This is a genomic window from Paenibacillus sp. P4_E11 (genome assembly GCF_056401635.1).
The window spans coordinates 1-20,549 of sequence record NZ_JBFUIX010000008.1 but is presented as its reverse complement, the minus strand read 5'-3'; the positions used below and the strand labels follow the sequence as shown (position 1 = coordinate 20,549).

Here is a 20,549-nt window from a genome sequence, read left to right as displayed (position 1 = left end):
AGGTATGAAACAAAAGCTGTGCTCGCCATAACATCCACACTCAAGGCCTCTTGGCTACCCTCGAGTGCGCCGAGATTACTGCAGCTCGGTTTTTCCGCGCTATTCGCGTCCACACAATAAAAGCCTGTAAAGAGCGGACACACCGCTCCTTACAGGCTTTACTTCCCTTCCGTGCATTAGCCCACCATCATGTGAATTTCCGCTGGCTTCTCGCCGCCGGCCGCTGCATTCTTAGGCTTACGCAGCAACAAAGCAATAAGCGCACCCACGATACCTACCAAGGTCAATACAAGGAACGTATCGCCGAATGAGAAAGCCCAAGACTGGACAGGCGTATTGGCCGTATCAGCCGTATAGGTCTTCATCCGGCTCATCACGATCGTCGACAAGCCCGCTACAGCGAAGGAGGTCATCACCTGCTGCGCGGCGTTCGTGAGCGAGGTAACACGACCGACGAGATTTTGCGGGGCCGACTGAATCAAGTGCGTATTCAGAGGCATCATGGAGATCCCCATCCCGGCTCCCAACAAGGCGAGCGGAATCATCATGCTGACAACGCCATCTTCCGCATTCACGCCGGACAACAAGTAAGCAGCCCCGGTCGTAATCAGCATGCCGATTACGACGAGTGGACGCGCGCCTAAGCGGTCGAACAGCTTACCGCCGATCGGCATGAACAAGCCTGCTGTGATCGCTTGCGGCAGCATGATCAAGCCGGTATCGAAGGCACTGTATCCCTTGGCTTGCTGCAAGAACAGCGGCACCATGAACAGCGTTCCGAACAATGCGATCTGCGAGATCCACTGGACAATGATACCTTTTGTGAAGTCTCCAGAACCGAACACACGCAGTTCTAACAAAGGCTGCTTACGACGCAGCTCGGCAATGGTGAACAAGATCAAGGCCACTCCACCGATGACAATACCTGCAATCGTCTTCGTCGAAGTCCAGCTCGTTCCTCCTTCACTAACCCCGTAAGATAAGGCCGCGAATGCGAGCGGAGCGAGCAGCATGCCCAGTAAGTCGAGTGTCGCTACAGATTGCCGTTCAATACTAGGCAGCGTCTTGATCCCGATAATTACGCCCACGATTCCGATGGGAATGTTAATGATGAAGATCCACTTCCAGCTGGCATAATCAACCAACCATCCGGCCAACACCGGACCAAGTGCAGGAGCGAGCAGAATCGGGATACCCATCATCCCCATTACAGCCCCAACCTTGCTCGGAGGACTGAGTCGGTAAGTAAAAGCCATAGCGATCGGCATAACCATCCCGCCGCCCAAGCCTTGAATAATTCGGAAAATAATAAGCTGGGTAATATCTGTCGCCAAAGCGCAGAGCAACGACCCTGCTGTGAACATGGCCACGGAGAGCAGGAAGATCCGTTTCGCTCCGAATCGGTCCGACAACCACCCCGCAAGCGGGATGACCGCAGCTTGAGCTAGTGCATAACCCGTCACGGTCCACTGTACGACCGATAACGTACTTTCAAATTCCTGACCCAATCCCGGCAAAGCAACATTGACGGCGGTCCCGTCCAGAATAACCATGAATAAGCCGACGATGATGGCAATCAGTGGTGCAAGAATGCTCTTGATAGAGAACGATTCATCGGCACCCGAAGACCCTTTCACAGTACTTGTTGACATCCAATCCACTCCTATCCGATTGTCCCGCTACACGCGCTGTGATCTCTCTCATCCATTGACCGCCCCCCCAATAGAGGGTACAATATAGACACTCGGATCTTTACATTCCACGTCAGCTTATGACTTTTCCGGACAATTGTCCGTTTAATCTGGATGTTACCGGACAATTGTCCGGTTGTCAATACGGAACCAAGCTATTTTACAAAAAATGAGAGGTGGGGCCATGACGATGCGCAAAGAACGAAAAGATGCTGTCGAACATCGTGCACTCATCCTGAAGACCGCTCAAACCTTAATCGCCGAACATGGCTTGGACGGAGTCAGCATGCATCAAATCGCCAAGTCAGCTGGGATCGGCCAAGGGACGCTATATCGGCGTTATGCGAACAAGAGCGATCTCTGTCTGGACCTGATTCAGGACAGCAGCCAGTGCTTTATCGAGCAAATAGCTGACACCCTGAAGCAGTCGGAAGCGCTTCCTGTCATGGAACGAATGGGCTTCGTTCTGGATGGTTGGTTGGACTTCATCGAGGAAAAGTCGCAATGGCTCGGTACCATTCAGTCGTCCATTGGCTGTGAGGATCGTAAGTTCTACTATCAATCTCCTATCTATGTGTTCATGTATGACACTTTGAAGCGCCTGCTAACCGAATATGCCAAGAAGTATGATCGGCCTGACTTGAATCCAACATTCACTGCTCACGTCGTCCTTTCTTCCTGGGATCCGAACTTATATGTACTTTTGCAACAAGATCTCGACTATACGCCCGAGCAGATCAAGCTCAGCTTCCGGCAGCTATTCCTGAAATCATTGGCACCCTAATACGAGAGGACGGCAACGATGCAACCTTCTTTCAAGTGGAAATACGTCGCCTCTCTAGGTTTGGTCGGAATTACAGCTCTGCTGTTCGTATTGGCCTATATGCGTGAACAGGAACCTCTGCCCACTCAGCCGTTAAGCGGTCAAGGTACGGAAGCGATTGTCGCCCTCAAGCCCAACCCCCAGGATATAGTCGCCTTCTGGAGTGATCAAGTGAAGAAGGCAGAACAAGCCGGACAACCGGACATCGTGACCTCATATCGAGAAAGAATGGCTGCATATGCGCTTGGTGTACCGGCCTCGCTACCCGTTGCAGCTTCTGGGACGCCCGCCATCACGCCTTCCACTTCCATCGAATTGTACGCCCGCTCCACCAGACTAACGCAAACATCATCATCATCATCATCATCATCATCATCACCAACTCCAACCGTATCGGCATCTACAAACAAATCACTTGCGCCCTTAGCCAAGCACGAGCCGGCTTCCGGCGTCTATATCGGCATGCTCGGGGCGGATCGCCGGGTCGGCTACGATGTGAACAAGATCGAAGGCGTCTACGGGCGCAAACATGCGCTCTACCTCGCTTATGTAGGCTGGCGTAAGGTGCAGACCGATACGAATACGTACTTTCCAGCACGTACGGCGGAACGAGTAAAGGAGTTAGACGGCGCACTTCAGATCGGCTGGGAGCCGCGTTATGGACTCGATGATGTGCAGGATGATGAATACGTCCGCCGGTTCGCTCGGGAAGCCAAAGCTTCYGGCATACCGATATTCCTCCGCTACGGCTCTGAGATGAACGGCGCTTGGGTGAAATGGCATGGGGAGCCGCAGAAGTACATTGAGAAATTCCGGCTGATCCACGATATTATGGCCGAGGAAGCACCTAATGTGGCGATGGTCTGGTCGCCTAATTTCTGGCCGCCTGACAACCTCGATGAATACTACCCGGGTGACGCTTATGTGGATTGGGTTGGCTTCTCGTTGTATGCGAGTCCATTCCAGAACGGACAGGAGTATTTCAAGGGTACGATGGTCGATACGTTCGCCCCAATCTATGCCCGTTATAACCACAAGCCGATCATGATCTCCGAAGGTGCGATCGCCCATACGTTCCTGCCGACCAACAAACCGTATTGGACTTGGGCCGAAGGACAGCTGAACTATATGTACGGTGTGCTCCCCCGTCTGTTCCCGCAGGTCAAGGCGATCACGTACTTCAACTTCAGCCGGGCTCAGGCGCAAAGAACGAACGGCGAATACGTGTATGACCTGGGGGAAAATCCTTTCATGGACGCAACGTACCAGCGATTAATCGCATCCAATTGGTTCGTGAGCAAGGTCGAGACAGGGGGTAACCCCGCTCCCTATCAGTATACGCCCGTAACCACCCGCTCCCTGCCAACGGGAAGACAGTCGGTGCTCGTCTACCCGAAGGTGGAGAATGAACAGGGAGAATGGCCGTTTGCCGTCGCACTCTACCAGGGCAAGCAGCGACTCGGGGTCAGCTATGAAGCACCTTGGGAGATAGACATCCAGGTTGATGCCGCCTCTGCTGCCGAGCCTTGGTATGTAGTGACCTACAACGTCAAGCTGGAACCGATCGCCATCGCATCGGGAACCGTGAAGCCCTAATTGTGCAAAAAGCCAGCAGTCCGCGGTCAACTTCGCGTACTGCTGGCTTTTAAATTAATCCAGAACTGGCGACCATTCCAGCAGGGTGACGCTATAGGAAGGAAGGAACTGCAAGAAGGGCGCCGTGCTATCCACGATCCGTTCATCCCGCAGGTCGAGACGATGATCGTCATCCACGGTGTATATCTTCAGGCGGCAAGGCCCGTCCAGCTTCTCCAGCGCGATGCTGTGCTGGCGTGCATTCCCGCCATAGCTGGTGATGAGCGCAGCCCCGCCTCCAGCCCCATCCATACCAGCCAGGCTGTACACATTGTGCGCCTTCTCGTCTACAACAGTCCGCACTCGCGCCGGATGCTGCATCATCCGTTGGAACGCTTTGAACGTATAGTATGTTCGCTGCGGCACGCCGTGGTAGTCGAACAAGCCGCAGAACAAGGCCGAAGGCTGGCCGTCGTAATAATTGGCCTCATCGACCGGGGCGTCCTGGAGCAGTGTCAACACCGTGCCGGTAAAGGCGGCCCCATGTGCGTTTTTCTGCTTGTCGAAGTTGCTCTTACGCACGTATTCGTTGCCGCGGCTCCAAATCTTCGTAAAATCGGATTCCAGGTAATTCCACTCGTTCAAGTGGCTCTCGGTCTCCGTATAGCCGTGCCGATCTAGCTCCGTCCGCACATGGTGTGCATGCTCGACGATCCGGTGCGGATCGGCTGTATATGTGTGCCAGGTAAAGAAATCAATGGGCAGCTCCCGCTCCTGGCAATACGCCAGGAAGCCTGTTAAGAACGGGAGCTTGGGCCGCGCCGCCGCATAGCCTCCCACCTTCAAGCTCGGATCGTACGCCCGAATCGCGTGAACGGTCGCCTCGTACAACTGGAACAGCTGCAATGGCGTCCCGGACCACATACGTTCGTCTAGATCCGGCTCGTTCCACACCTCCCAGTACTGAATGTTATGATGGAACCCATCTGCCCAGCCTTCGTTGTAATGACGAATGATGTTCACACAGATCTCGGTCCACTTGCCATAATCCTCGGGAGGATGGACATAGTACTTCCGCTTGGTATGCTCGATGCTCTCACCGAGCCGGTATACGATCTTAGCGCCGGTGTCGAGAATCGTCTGCAAATACTCATCCGTCCGCGAGAAATCATAATTCAATGGATCGGCTGGATCTTTACTAAAATCAGGAAAAATCGTGTGAATGTCACACTCCCAGGCATGCGGCCAGTTCGGATCGTGGATACGGACGAGCGGTATCCCCGCCTCCCGGTAATAATCCGAGACATCGATCAGCGACCCGTAGCATACTGGTCCGTTGTTAACGCCATGAAGTGCTTTTATACTCCCCAGACGTTCGTTCAGCAATATTCGAATATCTGTCATCTCATTCGTCCTCCCATGATGGAATGATTACTCATTCGTGTTGCAAGCGATATAATTGTCGCGGTACTCCTGCGGCGTCACGCCGAATTCCTTCTTGAACACCTTGATCAAGTAGGGAGTGTTCAAATACCCGACTTCCTTCGTTATTTCGTATATTTTCAAATCGCTATGTTTCAGCAAGTGAACGGCTTTCTCCATTCGGACCCGGTGCGAATATTCCTTGATACCTTCACCGGTTTCCAGCTTGAATATTTTGGACAAATACACAGGATGAAGGTTCACTTGATCGGAAAGCGCATAGAGCGACACATTGTCGGCCAAATGCGTGTGGATGTAATCCTTCACTTGGATCACAACCGAAGCCCGTGAGCTGCGAATGTCCTCGGTGTTGTCCTTGGACAGCTTGCGGCACAGCCTGAACGTCCATTCCCGCATCCGGTTGATTGAGAGCATGGAAGCCTGATCTGGCATACCGTCTACCTCACCGATTCGGTCCAACAGCTGACTTAACGTCTCCCCATTCACATGCGCGTAATGATAGCAGGCGAAGGCAACAGCATGATACAGCTCCGCGAGCAGTTCAGGTGAATCGTTCCATACTTGATCGAGCTCGGCGAACACCGCCTCCAACTTACGACTGACCTCTTCCCACATGCCTGCCTCGAACAGATGAATGATCGTCGGGGGTTCATGCAGCGTCTTCAAGGTCGGAACTGACTCATTCTCCACAATGTCGTTCACGGTCATGAGCAGCCCAACGTCCTTGCCGATCCGACGCCTCATCGTCTTGACCACGGATTGATAACCGACCGTAAGACCACCAGGGAACTCGACCGGATTGCCGATCACGATCGATACATCCCCGTGCAGGTAACGCGCGACCAGGCTCTGCAATTGACTGCACAGACGGCTCAGCAAGGCGTCTCCCTCCCCGCCGGAATAATCTTCCTTGGGCTTAAGGGCCAAGACGACATACTCGTGCCGGTCTCGGCATGACCAGAGCTCATAATACAAACCAAGTGTCTCCTCAGCCATGTTCACGATTGAGTATTCGATCAATAGGCGATCGCGTCGATTGTATTGAGCGAACTGACCCTCAAGCCGAATCAAGACCAGGGTAACCGATTCCCCGGATGCGAACGGGATGCTGATCAGCGGCAGTACGTCTCCATCCTCATACCGGTTGCCTTCGAGCAGATTGACAAGCAATTCGGATTTCAATGCAGGTTGATGCTCCCGGAGCAACAGCGAGGCCCGCTGCTGCAAGGCGACTTCCTCCCACTCAACGGTCAGCTTCCGGGTCACTCTACGAATCGTTTCCGTCAAGCTCGCATCACTAACCGGCTTGAGCAAGTAGTCCGCCGCATTCAACTGGAGCGCACGCTTGGCATAAGCGAATTCCTCGTAACCGGTTAGCACGATAACTTGCGTGTTGGCCGAATACTTACGAATCTGCTCAATCAACTGAAGGCCGTCCATGCCGGGCATGCGAATATCTGTAATGACGATATCGATGACATGCCGCTTGATGAGCTCCAGCGCCTGTCTGCCCGAATAAGCACACAGCACCTCCTCAATGTCCAGCTCAGGCCATGGAAACGTATGGGCCAGCGTATCTACAACCGAGGGTTCGTCATCCACGATCAGCAATTGAAACATTTGAATTCCCCTCCTCTAGCTGCATGACAACCGTTACTCTCACCCCGCCGTTCGTTCCGTGTGCGAACAACAACCCCGATTCCTTACCGTAAGTGAGCTTGATACGTTGATTGACATTCCATAATCCAAAACTCGAACCGCTCTCATCTTCGTTCTCGCTGCGGTTCACGATGCTGTGCAGCTGTTCCAGCTTGTCGTTGTCCATCCCCACGCCGTCATCTTCGATGAACAGCTTGTAAACTCCGTTCTCGACATGGCCCGTGATCCTAACGGTTCCCTTGCCCTCTTTCGGTTCGATTCCGTGCAAGATCGCGTTCTCGACCAATGGCTGCAGCAAGAGACGCGGGAGGACGAGGTTGTTCATTTGCTCAGGTACGTCGATGTTATATGCGATTCTGCGCATGCGCAGGTTCTGGATTTCCAAATAATTGACGATGACGGAAAGCTCTTCTGCGAGCGTAGCCGATTGGTTGCCGAGCCGCGTCGTATAGCGGAAATAATCGCCCAAGTTCAGCGACATGGCTACGATGGCTTCCTCGTCTCCCATACGCGCCATGTTTTTAATAAAGAACAGGCAGTTGTACAGGAAATGCGGATTGATCTGGGATTGCAGCTGCTTGAGCACCGCTTCGCGGGAACGGAGCTGTTCGGCGACGACCTTCTCCAGCAAGTCCTGAATTTGTTCGGTCATCTCGTTGAAACGATCGATCAGGAATACGAATTCCGTGCCTCCTTGCAGTTRCACCCTTGCCCCATAGTCCCCTCGTTTAATCCGCTGCACATGGCGAACGATAGCCAGGATCGGCATTTGCACCGCACGGTATAGCGTGTAGGACGCCAACAAACTCAGCAGCAAGAGAAGCACCGTGGAGCCATAGAACAAATTGCGCGTCTTGGTAACCGGCGACAAGATGTCTTGCATCGGGACAGAATCGACCAAATACCACCCCAAATTATTCAGCACCATGTAGCTCGCAAGCGATTCCCTGCCGTTCATTTCAGCTGTGAAATGAATGTCGGACGTCTTCAAGGTCTCTCCGTTCAGCTTGCGGATCAGATCGTCCGAGCTCGACTTGTTCAACGTCCGGTTGCCGATGACCCCATACTGGGGATGGAACAGGAACGGATCTCCCTGTCCGTCCGCCTTGTATTGATCCAGCATGTCCTGCAAATAAGCAGTCGTAAACGAGGTACGGGTGATCAGACGGGCGGTCGACGGATTGGCGAAAGCGGTGATCGGATGAACCGAATACCAGACGAATTCCGGTGCAATCGACTTGCCATTAGCAGCTGTTCTATACTTCCACCCTTGTGCAATCTCCTTCACCAACTGCTCCTCGGAGTAATAGACCGATGAATCAGATGTGGAGATGATTTCCTTCGTCATGCGGGAGAACACTGTGATATCTGTATTCCATCCGCTGATTCCGGCATGCAGCGTAATGTTGTCCAGGATCATGCGCAACAGCTTCTGTCGGTCGAAGGTGGACCCGGACTGATGCTGGAACTCGAGCTCCCGAATGGCCGCATCGTTGGAAATGGTAATGGCGTTGATCGAGATCTGATTCACCTTCTCCTCCATCTGTTGATGAAGGAATTTCAACTGGCTCAAATTGTTCGTTTTCATTTCATCTTCAATCACCTGAACCGCTGTGTGATTCGACAAGGCGAACAGCAGCACGACTGGCAACAGGATGCCTATAATCATGCTGACGATTTTGGTGAATATCGTCACTTTTCGATCCAACCGCTCTCACCTCTCCCCTCGTTTCGTAACTGCTTCGTCTACTAGCCTTCTGTCATGAGGGGCGGTACCCTGCTGGGTAAAGGAGGAGCGTTAGGACGGAAAAGGGACTCCTCGTTGAGGAGAAGCCCCGTCACCTGATTCGTTATTTGGTCGCCGCGCTCTTATACCACTCATTCACTTCTTTGGTAATCGTATCTCCGCCCTGCGACTTCCAAGTTTGAACGAACTTGTCATACGCTTCAATCGGCTCGTCGCCGAACACGATCTTGCTGAACGTCTCCATCTCCAGCTTATTCAAGTAATCGCCCTTGTCCGTCATCGTCGCCGTCGAGCCGCCCGTGAATTCATTCATCCGTCGATTCTCGCGTTGGTTCCAGACGTTGCCCGAAGATTGAATCTCGACCGGCGGTGCGAGCTGTGACCAGTAACGTTCATATGGCGTTTCCGGCTTCCCATTTTTCCCTAGGTTGACTAGCGCCTTAATATTTTGTGAAGGAATGCGCGGCCCTTGGTTCAACAGGCTGTAGAAGAAGGTGCGAACGCCTCCACCCGGAATCTTCGTCAGGTCGTTCGTGACTTTGCCGTCCACCATATCCCAGTCATAGCCCTTGTGCCAGCCGTTCTCGAACTCGCTTCCCGCTTTCGGATCTGCGAAGTTATCGAACAAATAATTGGCATAGGCAAAGTAAACTTCCGGATTTTTCATTTCCTTACTGATGAACGTAGCGCCGGCATAGGGGTGGGTGGCAAAATATGTGCCTTTGCCGTTCGCTCCAACCGGAAGCATCGTCGTGGTCAGCTCAGCCTTCGGGTTGTTCTTGGTCAGATCGCCCATCGGCCAAGCCTCGGACCAGTAAGGACCGGTGAAGCTGCCCGCTCTCCCGGCCGACACGAAGGAGCCTGCCTTCGCTTCATCCCACACCGGGGCTTCTTGCGGAATGTAGCCTTTGGCTACCCAGCTCTTCAGCTTCGCCAAGCCTTCCTTGACGCCCGGTTGAACCGATCCGTAAGCCAGCGTTCCGTCCGCTTGCTTGGCCCACATTCCTGGAATCGCTCCGTATGATCCGAATAACCAGCTGACGCCAAAATGATTGCCGTATGATTTCTTAAAGCCAACGGAAAGACCAAATGTGTTCTTCTGCCCGTCACCGTCCGGATCCTTGTTCGTGAATGCATCCAGCACCTTCTCGTAATCATCAATCGACTTAGGCGCCGTTAAGTTCAATGTCTTCATCCAGTCGCCGCGCAGCCATAGCACCGGATCGTTGTTGTAATCGTAATCGAGCTGCGGAATGCCGTAGCGATTGCCATCCTTGGAGAATTCGTACCAGACCGACGGATCTTCTTTCATCGCTTTCTTCCACGTCTCGCTGGCGTACTTGTCGAACAGGGCACCTGCATCCTGGAAGCGTCCGGATTCAATAAGCAGCCGCGCCATTTCACCTGTAGCATTCACGACATCGGGCATCTTCTCATTGGCGGACAGCGCCAGCTTGAGCTTCGTATCGTAGGCGTTGTTCGAATTCACGACCGACCATAAGTTCTTGATCTCAATGCCCAGCTTGTCTTTCGCCCAACGCGAATGCACGTTATCGTCAATCGTCTCGCCATTCTTGAATGTAGCTGCAGCTGGAACGCCTCTTACGGTTGTAATCGTCACCGGAGGGTCGAACTTCCCATTTGCGGTCTTCACCGAGGACTTGCTCTCTTCCTTCTTACTGTTGCCGCTGTCGGACGAGCAGCCGATCGCTGCTCCTGCCAATGTAACTGTGAGTGCTGTCAGCACCACCTGTTTCGCTTGTAATCGCACGCGTGCTTCCCCCTGAACTGGTTAGGATTGTACTTACACCCACATCGTAAAGGAATCACACCTGCAGGGAAATAACACAATCTCAAGACGGAATGTGCTTTTTTCAACATCGCCTTGCTGTCTTCACACAGCCTTTACAAAACATCATCCGGTGTTAAGAAAACGGTATATAGCTCGGCTCGGGGCTATGCTAGAATGTGGGCAATTGCTAATTCAGCCTACAAAGAGGTGCTACGATGAATCACACCGCTCATCCGGGAGCTTCCCTTCCACATGTTCGGAAAAAGACGATAGGGCAGAAGCTGCGCAAAACTTGGGCCTTCCATTTCATGCTTATGCCTGCCGTTATTCTGGCCTTATTGTTTCACTACTTGCCGATGTTCGGCGTTGTGATTGCGTTTCAGGAATACAAACCTTACTTGGGTATCAGCGGCTCCGACTGGGTCGGGATGAAGCACTTCCGGGCCATCTTCGAACGGTCGGACAGCCTCCAAGTTATCTGGAATACGCTGTTGATCGCCTCACTGAAGATCGGCTTCATGGTCATCGTCCCGGTCGGGTTCGCCCTGTTGCTGAATGAGGTGCGCAAAATGGCGTTCAAGCGGGCCGTGCAAACACTCGTCTACTTGCCTCATTTTCTCTCTTGGGTCATCTTGGGTGCCATTCTTGTCGATCTGCTCTCTCCGGAAAGCGGACTCGTTAACCGTGTGCTGCAGATGTTCGGCATTGACCCGATCTTCTTCCTGGGCAAAGGCAACTGGTTCCGCTTCACCCTGGTCACGAGCGAGGTGTGGAAAGAGTTCGGATTCAGCACGATCATCTACCTGGCTTCTCTCGCCGGCATTAATCCTGAGCTGTATGAAGCGGCCGAAGTGGATGGCGCGTCCCGTTGGAAGCAGACGCTCCATATTACGATTCCGGGCCTCGTGCCGATCATGACGGTCTGCGCCACCTTGTCGCTCAGCAGCATACTCAGTGCCGGTTTCGATCAAGTATACAACTTGTACAATCCGCTTGTATATGACAAAGGGGACATCATTGACACCTACGTATACCGGGTCGGTATCCTGAGTCAGAAGCTGAGCTTCGCAACCGCGATCGGCCTGTTCAAATCGATCGTGAGCTGCATCCTCATTCTGTCTGTCTATCGCATCGCGCTCAAAACGGCCAACTACCGGATCTTCTAAGGAGGAGTTCTCTTGTACCACAAGACGTTATCCTATCGTCTGTTCACCATGTTCAACTACGTCTTCCTTGCCACCATCGCCTTCTTGTGCGTGCTGCCGCTAATTCACACGCTGGCGGTCTCGTTCAGCGGGCGCGCGCCGGCCAACGCGAACCTGGTCGGGCTGCTGCCGATCGACTTCACCCTGGACGCCTATAAGAAAACGTTGACTAATCCGAACTTCCTTCACTCCCTCTGGGTGTCCGTCCAGCGAACGGTAATCGGGACGATTACGGCCATGGTCGTCATCTTCCTCGCCGCTTATCCCCTGTCCAAGGATTCACAGGCGTTCCGCAGCCGGACGTGGTACTCCTGGTTTTTCGTCCTAACGCTGCTGTTCAGCGGGGGGCTCGTGCCCACTTATATTGTTATCCAGAAGCTCGGTCTGATGAATTCGATGGGTGCGCTCATTCTGCCGGGAGCGGTCGACGTGTGGCTGCTCGTGCTGCTGCTTAACTTCTTCCGCAGCATCCCGGTCGCCTTGGAGGAAGCGGCCTTGATCGACGGAGCCGGGCAATTGAAGATCTTGACGCTCATCTACCTTCCGCTGTCCCTGCCGGCGGTCGCGACCTTATCGTTGTTCAAGATGGTGGGGCATTGGAACGCCTGGTTCGACGGGTTGATTTACTTGAAGAACATTCAGGACTATCCACTCGCCACCTTCCTCCAGACGATTCTGATTCAGATCGATTCCACGCAGCTATCCTCTCTGGGCCGGGAGATGGAGAACATCTCCAACAATACGGTGAAAGCGGCGCAAATCTTCATCGGGGCGCTGCCGATCTTACTCGTATATCCGTTTCTGCAAAAGTATTTCGTCAAGGGCATGGTCGTTGGGTCCGTGAAGGAGTAAGGGGAGGTGGAATGCGCAAGAGCAGCTCCCCGTTGCCATCAGGCATAGAGAACTGCTCTTCTGTATTACATGGTTTGCCAAGCTGCCCCGTCCAATTATAACTCTCGCTAAACATCTCAATTACAAGACGCGAGTTATTCTTCTTCACCGTCTACTAATCACTTGATTTTTACATTTAATGAATCGAATTGTGAGTCTGCTCGAACTGCATCTAACCCATTCCGGGGCAACTGAACATATTGTTGATTAAGAACATCATAAAGTCTATTTTCGGTCTCATTCACGAAAAACAGCAAAGTAATAAAATCTTTAATATTCGCTGTAACCAGAATGGCATCGTTTCGAATAACATCAATTAATATACGCGCATCCGAAGTTCTCAAATAATCCATGCTGTAACCAGGTATATTCAATAGATGCCGATACTTGTTGCTTCGAATAAAATTGCTGAAATTACGTAATTCATATTCGATTTCAGTGGATAATTCGAAATCGTCGACTTCAACAGCATCAATAAATGTTGTAATTTTCTTTTTCTCTTTTGAACTAACAATTCGACTTCAACTTCTTTACTAATCATAAGAATTGCTTTTCCTTCGCCAGCATCTTTTGCTATTCCAGACCAAAACAGTAGACAATTATCTTTGTATTGTCGCTTTCTTGTTAGTTCAGTTACTTCGCCTGGTTGTGCGGCAGGCACATTGTCGGACATATACCGAAAGATATTCGTATCTATCAAATAAGTTTTTACATCGTCCGACATCTCTCACTAATCTCTCCCTACTCTTCTTCAGGTGCTTTTGGGTCCTTTTCTTCCCAAAAATCAATCATAGTTTCCGCCGCTCGTCGACTCCTCAAAAAGGTTTCTTGTCTTTGTCTCAGAAATTCACTCCAGTTGTGGTCGTTAATAAATTGTTCAGTTGGAATTCTCCATGTACTGTTCTCGCCAGCAACTTGGTGACCTATGAATTTCTTATCGTTCAAATGACGTCGTACCATTTGAACAGTAATGCCCTTAAGCTTAGCAACTTCACGAACGGTCAGATATTCAGGAACGTCCAACGGAACAGGTGTTACCGGACGTTTAGTACTAATAACTTGAAATTCCATTTCAATGCCCCGCAGAGCCTCTCGAACTCTTTCTTCGACAGCACGTACCTCTTCATCGCTCATTCGCTCACGAAGACGTTTTGAGCGTATCATGATCTGTTCTTGAAGACCCAGTACATGTTCAAGATACTGCAACTTCGCGTACTCTCTAGCCACATCCGTAGTGACACCTTCTGCTTCCAGGTTAACGTAACTCAATAGTTTCGTCATATTGATCACACCCCCATGCCTCCATCTTAACAGAAATCAAACAGAAATAAAGGAAAATATAGAAACAATGGAAACTACATTATCCATTATATTCATATTTCTGCTTGTTATTCAGTTTTCCCTAATACCCACAAACAGCCCTTGCCCTTATCCATCCGGAAAAGGCAAAGGCTGCTTTATGTCACGTCTGTCTGTTCCGTTACTCCTTGGATAGAATCAGCTCTGTATAGCCGTTATAGGCGGTAACCGCAATGCCGTTCAGGAACAAGATGTCTGTGATCCCCTTCTCCTTGACGAAATCGAGCATATGCGTCGTGAAGTGCCGCGGGTCGATAAAGAAAACTTCCTCGAAATGAGGCAGCAGGAACGGTATGAACGGATTGCCGTAAGAATCTTTAATGACCAGAAGCTTCTTGCCGTTCTTGTTCTCGGTCTTAATCTCTCCCCAAGGCGAATCACCTTCGAGAAACACCTGATAGCCCCCGCCCCCATGCTCGGCATAGCTAATATCCACGACATTGCGGTCAAGCGGGACGCCATCGACCCAGAACAAGGAATACTTATACGGCACGTAGGGCTTGTAGATCGTTATCGTATCCGGATTTTTCTTCAGATTGACATCAAGCGTCGCCGAATAAGCACTGCCCAGATAACCTTCCAACTGCTCGGTTTCGTATTTGCTCAATGGTACTGCCGTTTCTCCGATCCGATCCATAAAAGCTTTGTACGCATAATAAGCTCCCAAGGCAGTCCAGTGATGGTCCGATCGGAAATAGATGTATTCATCCGCGTGTTTGCTCAGCTCTTTGTGCGCATCGATGGTGGTCACGTTCGAGTTGAACACACGATTAATCTGGTTAATTGCTTCCTTCTGCGGGGTCGAAAGTGCCTTGTATTTGTCCTCCTTCACGAACTCAACCGGAGTAGGTGCGAGTAAGGAATACACCCTGATCTTCGGATCAATCGCTTTCTGGAACCCGTTAATTGCGGTAGCATAAGACTCTCCGTAAGCAGGTACGTAATTGAACAGAGCCATCGCCCGGTCTTTCAGCACCAAGTACCGTTCAGACTCGGTATCCTGCACGGCTTTGGCAGCATCCGCGGATGGTGTCGAGGTTGGAGTTGGACTAGCTCCAGCCGGCTGCTGGGTTTCCGCCCCCGAAACTGGCGCAGCAGGAGGGTTAGTCGCCGAGCCAGTCGGTTGCCCGGATACAGGCTTGTCCGCATTCCCAGCGCCCTTCGCCAGGTCTTGGAACATATTGTTTCCACCCTTTTGCACCACGATGGAAGCTCGGTCCTCCCCACCCAATCCGCGTAAATCCTTGATCTGACTCCCCGCTTGTACCAGCTTATCCCGGAACACGAAATGATCGGCGAAGTAATTGTCGAATTCCTTGAAATACTGCCCGCTCAGCAGATGGGAGACGGAGAAGCTTGGAAACGACCGGAGCGTCCGCTTCTCCAGCTTCGATACTTCCTCCCCCTTAGGAAGAAACATATTCATCATGAATAGGGCAAACAGAGGAAGCAGGAAAAGCAGCAGGTTCACTTTTTTCATCGGTTTCGTCCTTTGAGTGTTAGAATCGGAAGTAGAGAAACGGATTGTACGTACTCCCCACTAGAAGTGCGGTAGCAGCAGCTAGAATGACTAGGTTAATGACCGGCGTTACAACGTCGCGAATGGACAGCGGATTGAGCCTGATCTTGCGCAGAGCTGCCGCGACCAGCCAGCCCACGAGTGGAGTTGAACCCACGATGGCGATCACGAACAGCAGAGCATTGCTCTTGAATACAATACCTAGCTCGGTCGTCGACCAGGAAGCACCGGATAGCCCGAACATAACGCCCAGGAAGCGCACCCCTTCCGTGAGGTCCGTGAAATAAAACCAAACCCAGCCCACAAGCATCGCCACCGTTAAGTACAGATGGGAACAAGCGACAGGCAGCGCTCGGAACACCCGATCCAGCAGTACGCGCTCCAGGAAGATCAGCGCTCCGAAGTACAGACCCCAGATAATGAAGTTCCAGCTCGCCCCGTGCCAGAATCCGGTCAGGAACCAGACGACGAACAAATTACGCAAGTACATGCGTTTGTTGCCACCTAGCGGTATGTATACGTAATCGCGGAAAAACCCGCCAAGCGAGATGTTCCATCTTCGCCAGAACTCGGATGCCGATCTGGAAATGTACGGGTAGTTGAAATTTTCCCGGAGGGTGAAGCCGAACATCTTACCAAGACCAATCGCCATATCTGAATAGCCAGAGAAGTCGAAGTAGATTTGCAGAGCGAACAGAGAGATACCGAACCAGGCGCCCAGTACGCTCGTTCCTCCTGCTCCCCCTTCCAACAGATTGGAGGCAACTTCGCCGATGTTGTTGGCGATGATTACTTTTTTGCCTAGGCCGATAATGAAACGGTTAATGCCCTCCGAGAACATCGGCAACGAAAAGACGCGCTTGCGAATCTGCTCTTCGATATCGACGAACCGAATAATCGGGCCTGCAATCAAGTGCGGGAAGAAAGAGACGTACAAGAGCATCTGCATGGGCGACTTCGGGGCTTTCAGCGCCCCCTTGTACACATCGACGGTGTAACAGATGATCTCGAATGTGAAGAATGAGATGCCGATCGGCAGCGCAATGTCTTTGTACGGAATGGACACGTGCAGCCAACTGCTGAGGTTGTCTAGCAGGAACCCCGTATATTTGAAGTAGCAGAGGACGACGATATTGATCGTGACGGACGTGAATAGCAGCGGCTTGGCCAGTTGGGTGTGCCTGTACTTCTGGATCAAGAGGGCGAATTGGTGGCCAACGAGCGCACAGATAATCAGCAATACGATCATGGTCGGCTCCCCCCAGGCGTAGAAGGCGAGCGAGAATAGGATCAGCACCCAGTTGCGGTAACGGATGCTCTTGGCGAGGAAATATACGATTAATAGAATGGGTAGGAACAAATATAGGAAAATGAGACTCGAGAATACCAAGCTTATACGCTCCTTCAGGCCAGCGGTGTTTGTACGACAAGTTGTCAGCCAAAGAAGTATTCTACATGGATCGACAAATTCCTTTGTGCGGCGGACGCTGGCAGTTGTCAACTGCCTATCAACAGAACGTATAGGCGTGTTTATTGGCTAATGTTTGTCTGATCTCCCAGGTACCAGGAAACTTGTTGAAAGATCTAATCCTGGTTTGGGCTTTTTGCTTCGTTTTAAAAAATGAAATACCATTGAATTCTCCTTAGCAATAAATATTCACAAACCCAAGAATTTTATCATAAATGAAAACCGACCTTGTTATATGTTGCCCCGTCTAGATGCCATGCTTTCAATTACTTTATCTAAGGACTTTTATTTTTATTTTCAAAAAGTATCTTCAAATCTTCAGGAACTATAACTATATCTTGAATCTTATAATCCTTCCCTGGTGAATGATTCACTAGTACCATTTTTCCATTGCCTAATGTAACAAGCGTATATGATCTATAATCAGCAACAGGGTCCTCAATCTTCTTAAGTGCCTTAAACATTTCCTGCGTTGCTTCTGATTTGCGCTGAATACTAAATAAAGATTGAAAATCCTTGAAACTATTGAAGAAAATTGCCTGTTTCATTTGAATTGATGTCTTAATAGGATCGGATTACTTAGCCTTTGAACAAGAAACACATAATATTATGAGAAAAGTCAATAGCAGCACTTTAATTAATCGATTATTCATCCTTTCATCTCCGATTCAAAGAGTTTGTAAATAAGTGCAACAATTTCCCTAATGACCGAATTTCCGGCCGCGATTTGGTTGGGTAGTACTGGGTTGTCTGCTGAATACGCTTCCTCGAAATCCCTTCAGGCGACCAAGGTTGGCGCAACCGGACGCAGCGTGAATACGGTTTATATGATGGGGATGCCTTCATTGAGTTTGCTATCACACCGCTCATTTCAATTCTCTTGCTTTAAAAATTCTTCTTTAATTTCATCTTTTGGATCCCAAATGGACCAAGCTGCTTCTAATAGATTTCCTTCATTATCTCTGAAATAAAAATATTTAGCTTCTCCTTTCCCAAGTGTATGTAAATCTTCAACATCTAATCCTTTATCCATTAACAATTTATGTGTGAATTCAATATCGGGGCAATTAAGAGCCATAATTGGAAAGGGCTTTCCGTTCCTTGTTATTTCCAATGGTTGTTTATCCTTTGTTTCAATCAGTAATAGCACAATAGAATTTTTATGTGGGTGATGTAAGACTGCTATAAAAGAGCCTCGGTCTTGAAACTTATTCGTTAATTTAAATTCCAAGTTCTCTGTGTACCATGTAATGGATTCATCAATTTTGGTTGTTGGAACATACACGTAGCCGATACGTGAAAATGCAAATCCTTGATTCATTGGAAACACTCCTTTTGGTTTATGGTATTAATCGCTCTTGCATCCCTTTCAGTTAACGTTGTTGTATTCACGAACCCGAAAGGCTTAAAGGAGCGTTAGCGACTGGGTGGCTCCGCCACTTAGCCTTGCAGGGTTGTCTGCCTGATAACGCTTCCTCGAAAACTCCTCTGGTAGATCAAGGGCCATCGACCCGCAGCGTGAATGTGAAGTTGCCTACTTCTTCGAATGAACATCCAATATAATCTCCACATCATCCAATTTGACCCACAAGTTTTCTTCATCATATCCAGAAACAACTCCACGAACTTTATTCTTTACATGTATATATTGGCTTCCGTTTTTTTTAGAGCATGTTTCATAATCTACAACTCCATATATATCGCCTTGTAAATTAATTATTATCCCTTGGGGATAAATACATTCGATTGTCCCTTCGACTACTGTTCCAACAATAATATTCTTCTTGGTTCGTTTCCAAATATCTAAGTATGTTTGATTTTCATTCTCCCATTTAAGTTCAAACTCTTGTTTAGTGATTTCATCTTCAGGAACAAAATCTATATTCGTTTCAGACAAACAAAAGTGTTCTACTTCGTAAGGCCGATTTGATATTATAGTTCGGTCATTAATTATAGTGATTTGTCTATAAACAGTTCCATCATGGTCAATTTCAAAATAATAAGTGCATTGATCTTCTTCTAGAAATTCACTTTTCATGTATCTTAAACTCATCCGTGACAACCTTTCAAAAGGCAATTTCATATAACGTTGTTGTGTTCCCGAATCCTCACCGCCTTAAGCCAGTGTATGCTGGCGGGCCGGCTTGCCGACTTGAGCGGTGCAGGGTTGTCTGCCTGAATCCTCTTCCTCGAAATTCCTCGGGCAGACCAAGCGGCGTAAGCCCCGAAGCGTAGATACGGTGTTATGTGATGCCGCTTCTTCATTGAACAAGCCTTCAAAGTAGTTGATTAATTTATTATCGTTCTTCTACTATATTCTCTTCAAGTTCTCTATTATTTCTTAATTCTGTTAGTTTCTTTCTTCTTAGTAATAATGCTATTGCATATATTAATATACTCAGAACGAGAGCAATGAAACCTAATAAAATCCCTATCATTGGAAAAGTTTCTATTGACCATCCTATATCAGCTGAAAAGCAAAATATTAACCATAGAAAAACTCCAGCAATATACAGAGAAAGACTAATAATGCTAGATGTAACGATAGATACCAGAAATAATCCGTGTCTAATATAAGATTTACRAGCAGCTAAGTATCCAACAAAAATCGGTAAAATCAAATATAGTAAATAAATTGTTAGTCCAAGTCCTTCAATTTCCAATAATGTTATCCCCCATTATTTAATCTTCTCTTCTTGATCTTATCATTGTATGTATTTATATTTTTATTATATTATTTAAGCGGTTTCACATAACGTTCTTGTATTCACGAACCCTCACTGGCTTAAGGGGCGTAAGCCCCGGGTCCAATGGACTTAGCCAGTGCAGGGTTGTCTGCTGATTCCGCTTCTCCGAAAAGCTCCTTGCAGACCAAGGGCTGTTAGGCCCACCGCGTGATACGGTGTTAGACGAAGGTTCAAATCTTCCTCGAGTTTACTAGAAAAAAGTTCTTCAATTGTGTTATAAATAAGTCTTTGATCATTCGGAAATAAAATATCTCTATGAAAGTGACCGAAATACCATCTTCTATATGTTAATCGTTCCTTAATATGTTCCAAATATTTACTCAATTTATCTTCTTCAATTCCAGTGTCCAGTGAATCGTTCAGTAACTTCAAGGTCGAAGAAGGACAAGTATGTGTTATTACAAAATCGACCTTCCAATTATGTTGTTCCAAATTCTCTAGACCTYCAAAAACTCTTCGGCCGACGGCATTTCTCTTGGCCACCAATTTATATTTTTTTCCTATACTCTTTATCATGAGATTGAGCTCCACCAAAAGTGAATATCTTAACCCTTAATAGTAAATACTTGACCTCTCATTAAATGAATAATGTGTTCGTTAATCCTATGTATCTTCCCACCCTTCCAATGC

Annotated in this window: 18 protein-coding genes; 4 read left to right on the top strand and 14 right to left on the bottom strand. The window is 49.3% G+C overall.

Annotated features, from left to right (window positions below; all coding sequences use genetic code 11):
• Nucleotides 1-176 precede the first annotated feature (176 nt).
• The gene (locus AC1DWB_RS05330) at nucleotides 177-1,667 is read right to left on the bottom strand and encodes an MDR family MFS transporter (RefSeq protein ID WP_477540083.1); all 1,491 of its coding nucleotides are present in this window, start codon (nucleotides 1,665-1,667) and stop codon (nucleotides 177-179) included.
• Nucleotides 1,668-1,881: 214 nt separating this feature from the next.
• Here AC1DWB_RS05330 and AC1DWB_RS05325 point away from each other — a divergent pair, with 214 nt between their 5' ends.
• Nucleotides 1,882-2,475, top strand: a complete 594-nt coding sequence (locus tag AC1DWB_RS05325; protein WP_477540001.1) for a TetR/AcrR family transcriptional regulator — start codon at nucleotides 1,882-1,884, stop codon at nucleotides 2,473-2,475.
• 18 nt (nucleotides 2,476-2,493) lie between these two features.
• A complete protein-coding gene (locus tag AC1DWB_RS05320) occupies nucleotides 2,494-4,110 on the top strand; it encodes a glycoside hydrolase family 26 protein (protein WP_477540000.1) in 1,617 nt (538 codons plus the stop codon).
• A 54-nt stretch (nucleotides 4,111-4,164) separates the two neighbouring features.
• On the opposite strand, the gene AC1DWB_RS05315 is transcribed toward AC1DWB_RS05320, so the two are convergent.
• The 4 genes from AC1DWB_RS05315 to AC1DWB_RS05300 form a co-directional block, all read right to left on the bottom strand.
• Nucleotides 4,165-5,493, bottom strand: coding sequence for a GH39 family glycosyl hydrolase (locus tag AC1DWB_RS05315; RefSeq protein WP_477539999.1), 1,329 nt, complete (start codon nucleotides 5,491-5,493; stop codon nucleotides 4,165-4,167).
• A 27-nt stretch (nucleotides 5,494-5,520) separates the two neighbouring features.
• On the bottom strand, nucleotides 5,521-7,152 hold the full coding sequence (locus AC1DWB_RS05310) for a response regulator (protein ID WP_477539998.1): 1,632 nt from the start codon (nucleotides 7,150-7,152) through the stop codon (nucleotides 5,521-5,523).
• On the bottom strand, nucleotides 7,127-8,899 hold the full coding sequence (locus tag AC1DWB_RS05305; RefSeq protein WP_477539997.1) for a sensor histidine kinase: 1,773 nt from the start codon (nucleotides 8,897-8,899) through the stop codon (nucleotides 7,127-7,129). The genes AC1DWB_RS05310 and AC1DWB_RS05305 overlap by 26 nt, the downstream gene beginning before the upstream one ends.
• A gap of 142 nt (nucleotides 8,900-9,041) precedes the next feature.
• Nucleotides 9,042-10,709: a type 2 periplasmic-binding domain-containing protein gene (locus AC1DWB_RS05300; RefSeq protein ID WP_477539996.1), complete on the bottom strand. Its 1,668-nt coding sequence runs from the start codon at nucleotides 10,707-10,709 to the stop codon at nucleotides 9,042-9,044.
• Between the two features lie 236 nt (nucleotides 10,710-10,945).
• On the opposite strand from AC1DWB_RS05300, the gene AC1DWB_RS05295 reads away from it, so the two are divergent.
• Nucleotides 10,946-11,896 carry an ABC transporter permease gene (locus tag AC1DWB_RS05295; RefSeq protein ID WP_477539995.1) on the top strand — a complete coding sequence of 317 codons (951 nt, stop codon included), beginning with the start codon at nucleotides 10,946-10,948 and terminating at the stop codon, nucleotides 11,894-11,896.
• Nucleotides 11,897-11,908: 12 nt separating this feature from the next.
• Nucleotides 11,909-12,787: a carbohydrate ABC transporter permease gene (locus AC1DWB_RS05290; RefSeq protein WP_477539994.1), complete on the top strand. Its 879-nt coding sequence runs from the start codon at nucleotides 11,909-11,911 to the stop codon at nucleotides 12,785-12,787.
• Between the two features lie 409 nt (nucleotides 12,788-13,196).
• On the opposite strand, the gene AC1DWB_RS05285 is transcribed toward AC1DWB_RS05290, so the two are convergent.
• The 9 genes from AC1DWB_RS05285 to AC1DWB_RS05245 all read right to left on the bottom strand — a co-directional run bounded on the left by AC1DWB_RS05285 (nucleotide 13,197) and on the right by AC1DWB_RS05245 (nucleotide 20,435).
• A complete protein-coding gene (locus AC1DWB_RS05285) occupies nucleotides 13,197-13,550 on the bottom strand; it encodes a PIN domain-containing protein (protein ID WP_477539993.1) in 354 nt (117 codons plus the stop codon).
• Nucleotides 13,551-13,567: 17 nt separating this feature from the next.
• Nucleotides 13,568-14,116 (bottom strand): hypothetical protein, encoded by a 549-nt coding sequence (locus tag AC1DWB_RS05280; protein ID WP_477539992.1) that lies wholly within the window; start codon nucleotides 14,114-14,116, stop codon nucleotides 13,568-13,570.
• Nucleotides 14,117-14,306: 190 nt separating this feature from the next.
• Entirely contained in the window at nucleotides 14,307-15,665 is a 1,359-nt protein-coding gene (locus AC1DWB_RS05275; RefSeq protein ID WP_477539991.1) for a DHHW family protein, read from the bottom strand.
• A 19-nt stretch (nucleotides 15,666-15,684) separates the two neighbouring features.
• Nucleotides 15,685-17,094: an MBOAT family O-acyltransferase gene (locus tag AC1DWB_RS05270; protein WP_477539990.1), complete on the bottom strand. Its 1,410-nt coding sequence runs from the start codon at nucleotides 17,092-17,094 to the stop codon at nucleotides 15,685-15,687.
• Between the two features lie 353 nt (nucleotides 17,095-17,447).
• The gene (locus AC1DWB_RS05265; RefSeq protein WP_477539989.1) at nucleotides 17,448-17,720 is read right to left on the bottom strand and encodes a hypothetical protein; all 273 of its coding nucleotides are present in this window, start codon (nucleotides 17,718-17,720) and stop codon (nucleotides 17,448-17,450) included.
• 323 nt (nucleotides 17,721-18,043) lie between these two features.
• A complete protein-coding gene (locus tag AC1DWB_RS05260) occupies nucleotides 18,044-18,493 on the bottom strand; it encodes a VOC family protein (RefSeq protein ID WP_477539988.1) in 450 nt (149 codons plus the stop codon).
• 213 nt (nucleotides 18,494-18,706) lie between these two features.
• On the bottom strand, nucleotides 18,707-19,210 hold the full coding sequence (locus tag AC1DWB_RS05255) for a S1 domain-containing protein (protein ID WP_477539987.1): 504 nt from the start codon (nucleotides 19,208-19,210) through the stop codon (nucleotides 18,707-18,709).
• 259 nt (nucleotides 19,211-19,469) lie between these two features.
• Complete coding sequence (locus AC1DWB_RS05250) at nucleotides 19,470-19,835, bottom strand: hypothetical protein (protein ID WP_477539986.1); 366 nt, start codon at nucleotides 19,833-19,835, stop codon at nucleotides 19,470-19,472.
• Between the two features lie 153 nt (nucleotides 19,836-19,988).
• Complete coding sequence (locus tag AC1DWB_RS05245; protein WP_477539985.1) at nucleotides 19,989-20,435, bottom strand: hypothetical protein; 447 nt, start codon at nucleotides 20,433-20,435, stop codon at nucleotides 19,989-19,991.
• Nucleotides 20,436-20,549 lie beyond the last annotated feature (114 nt).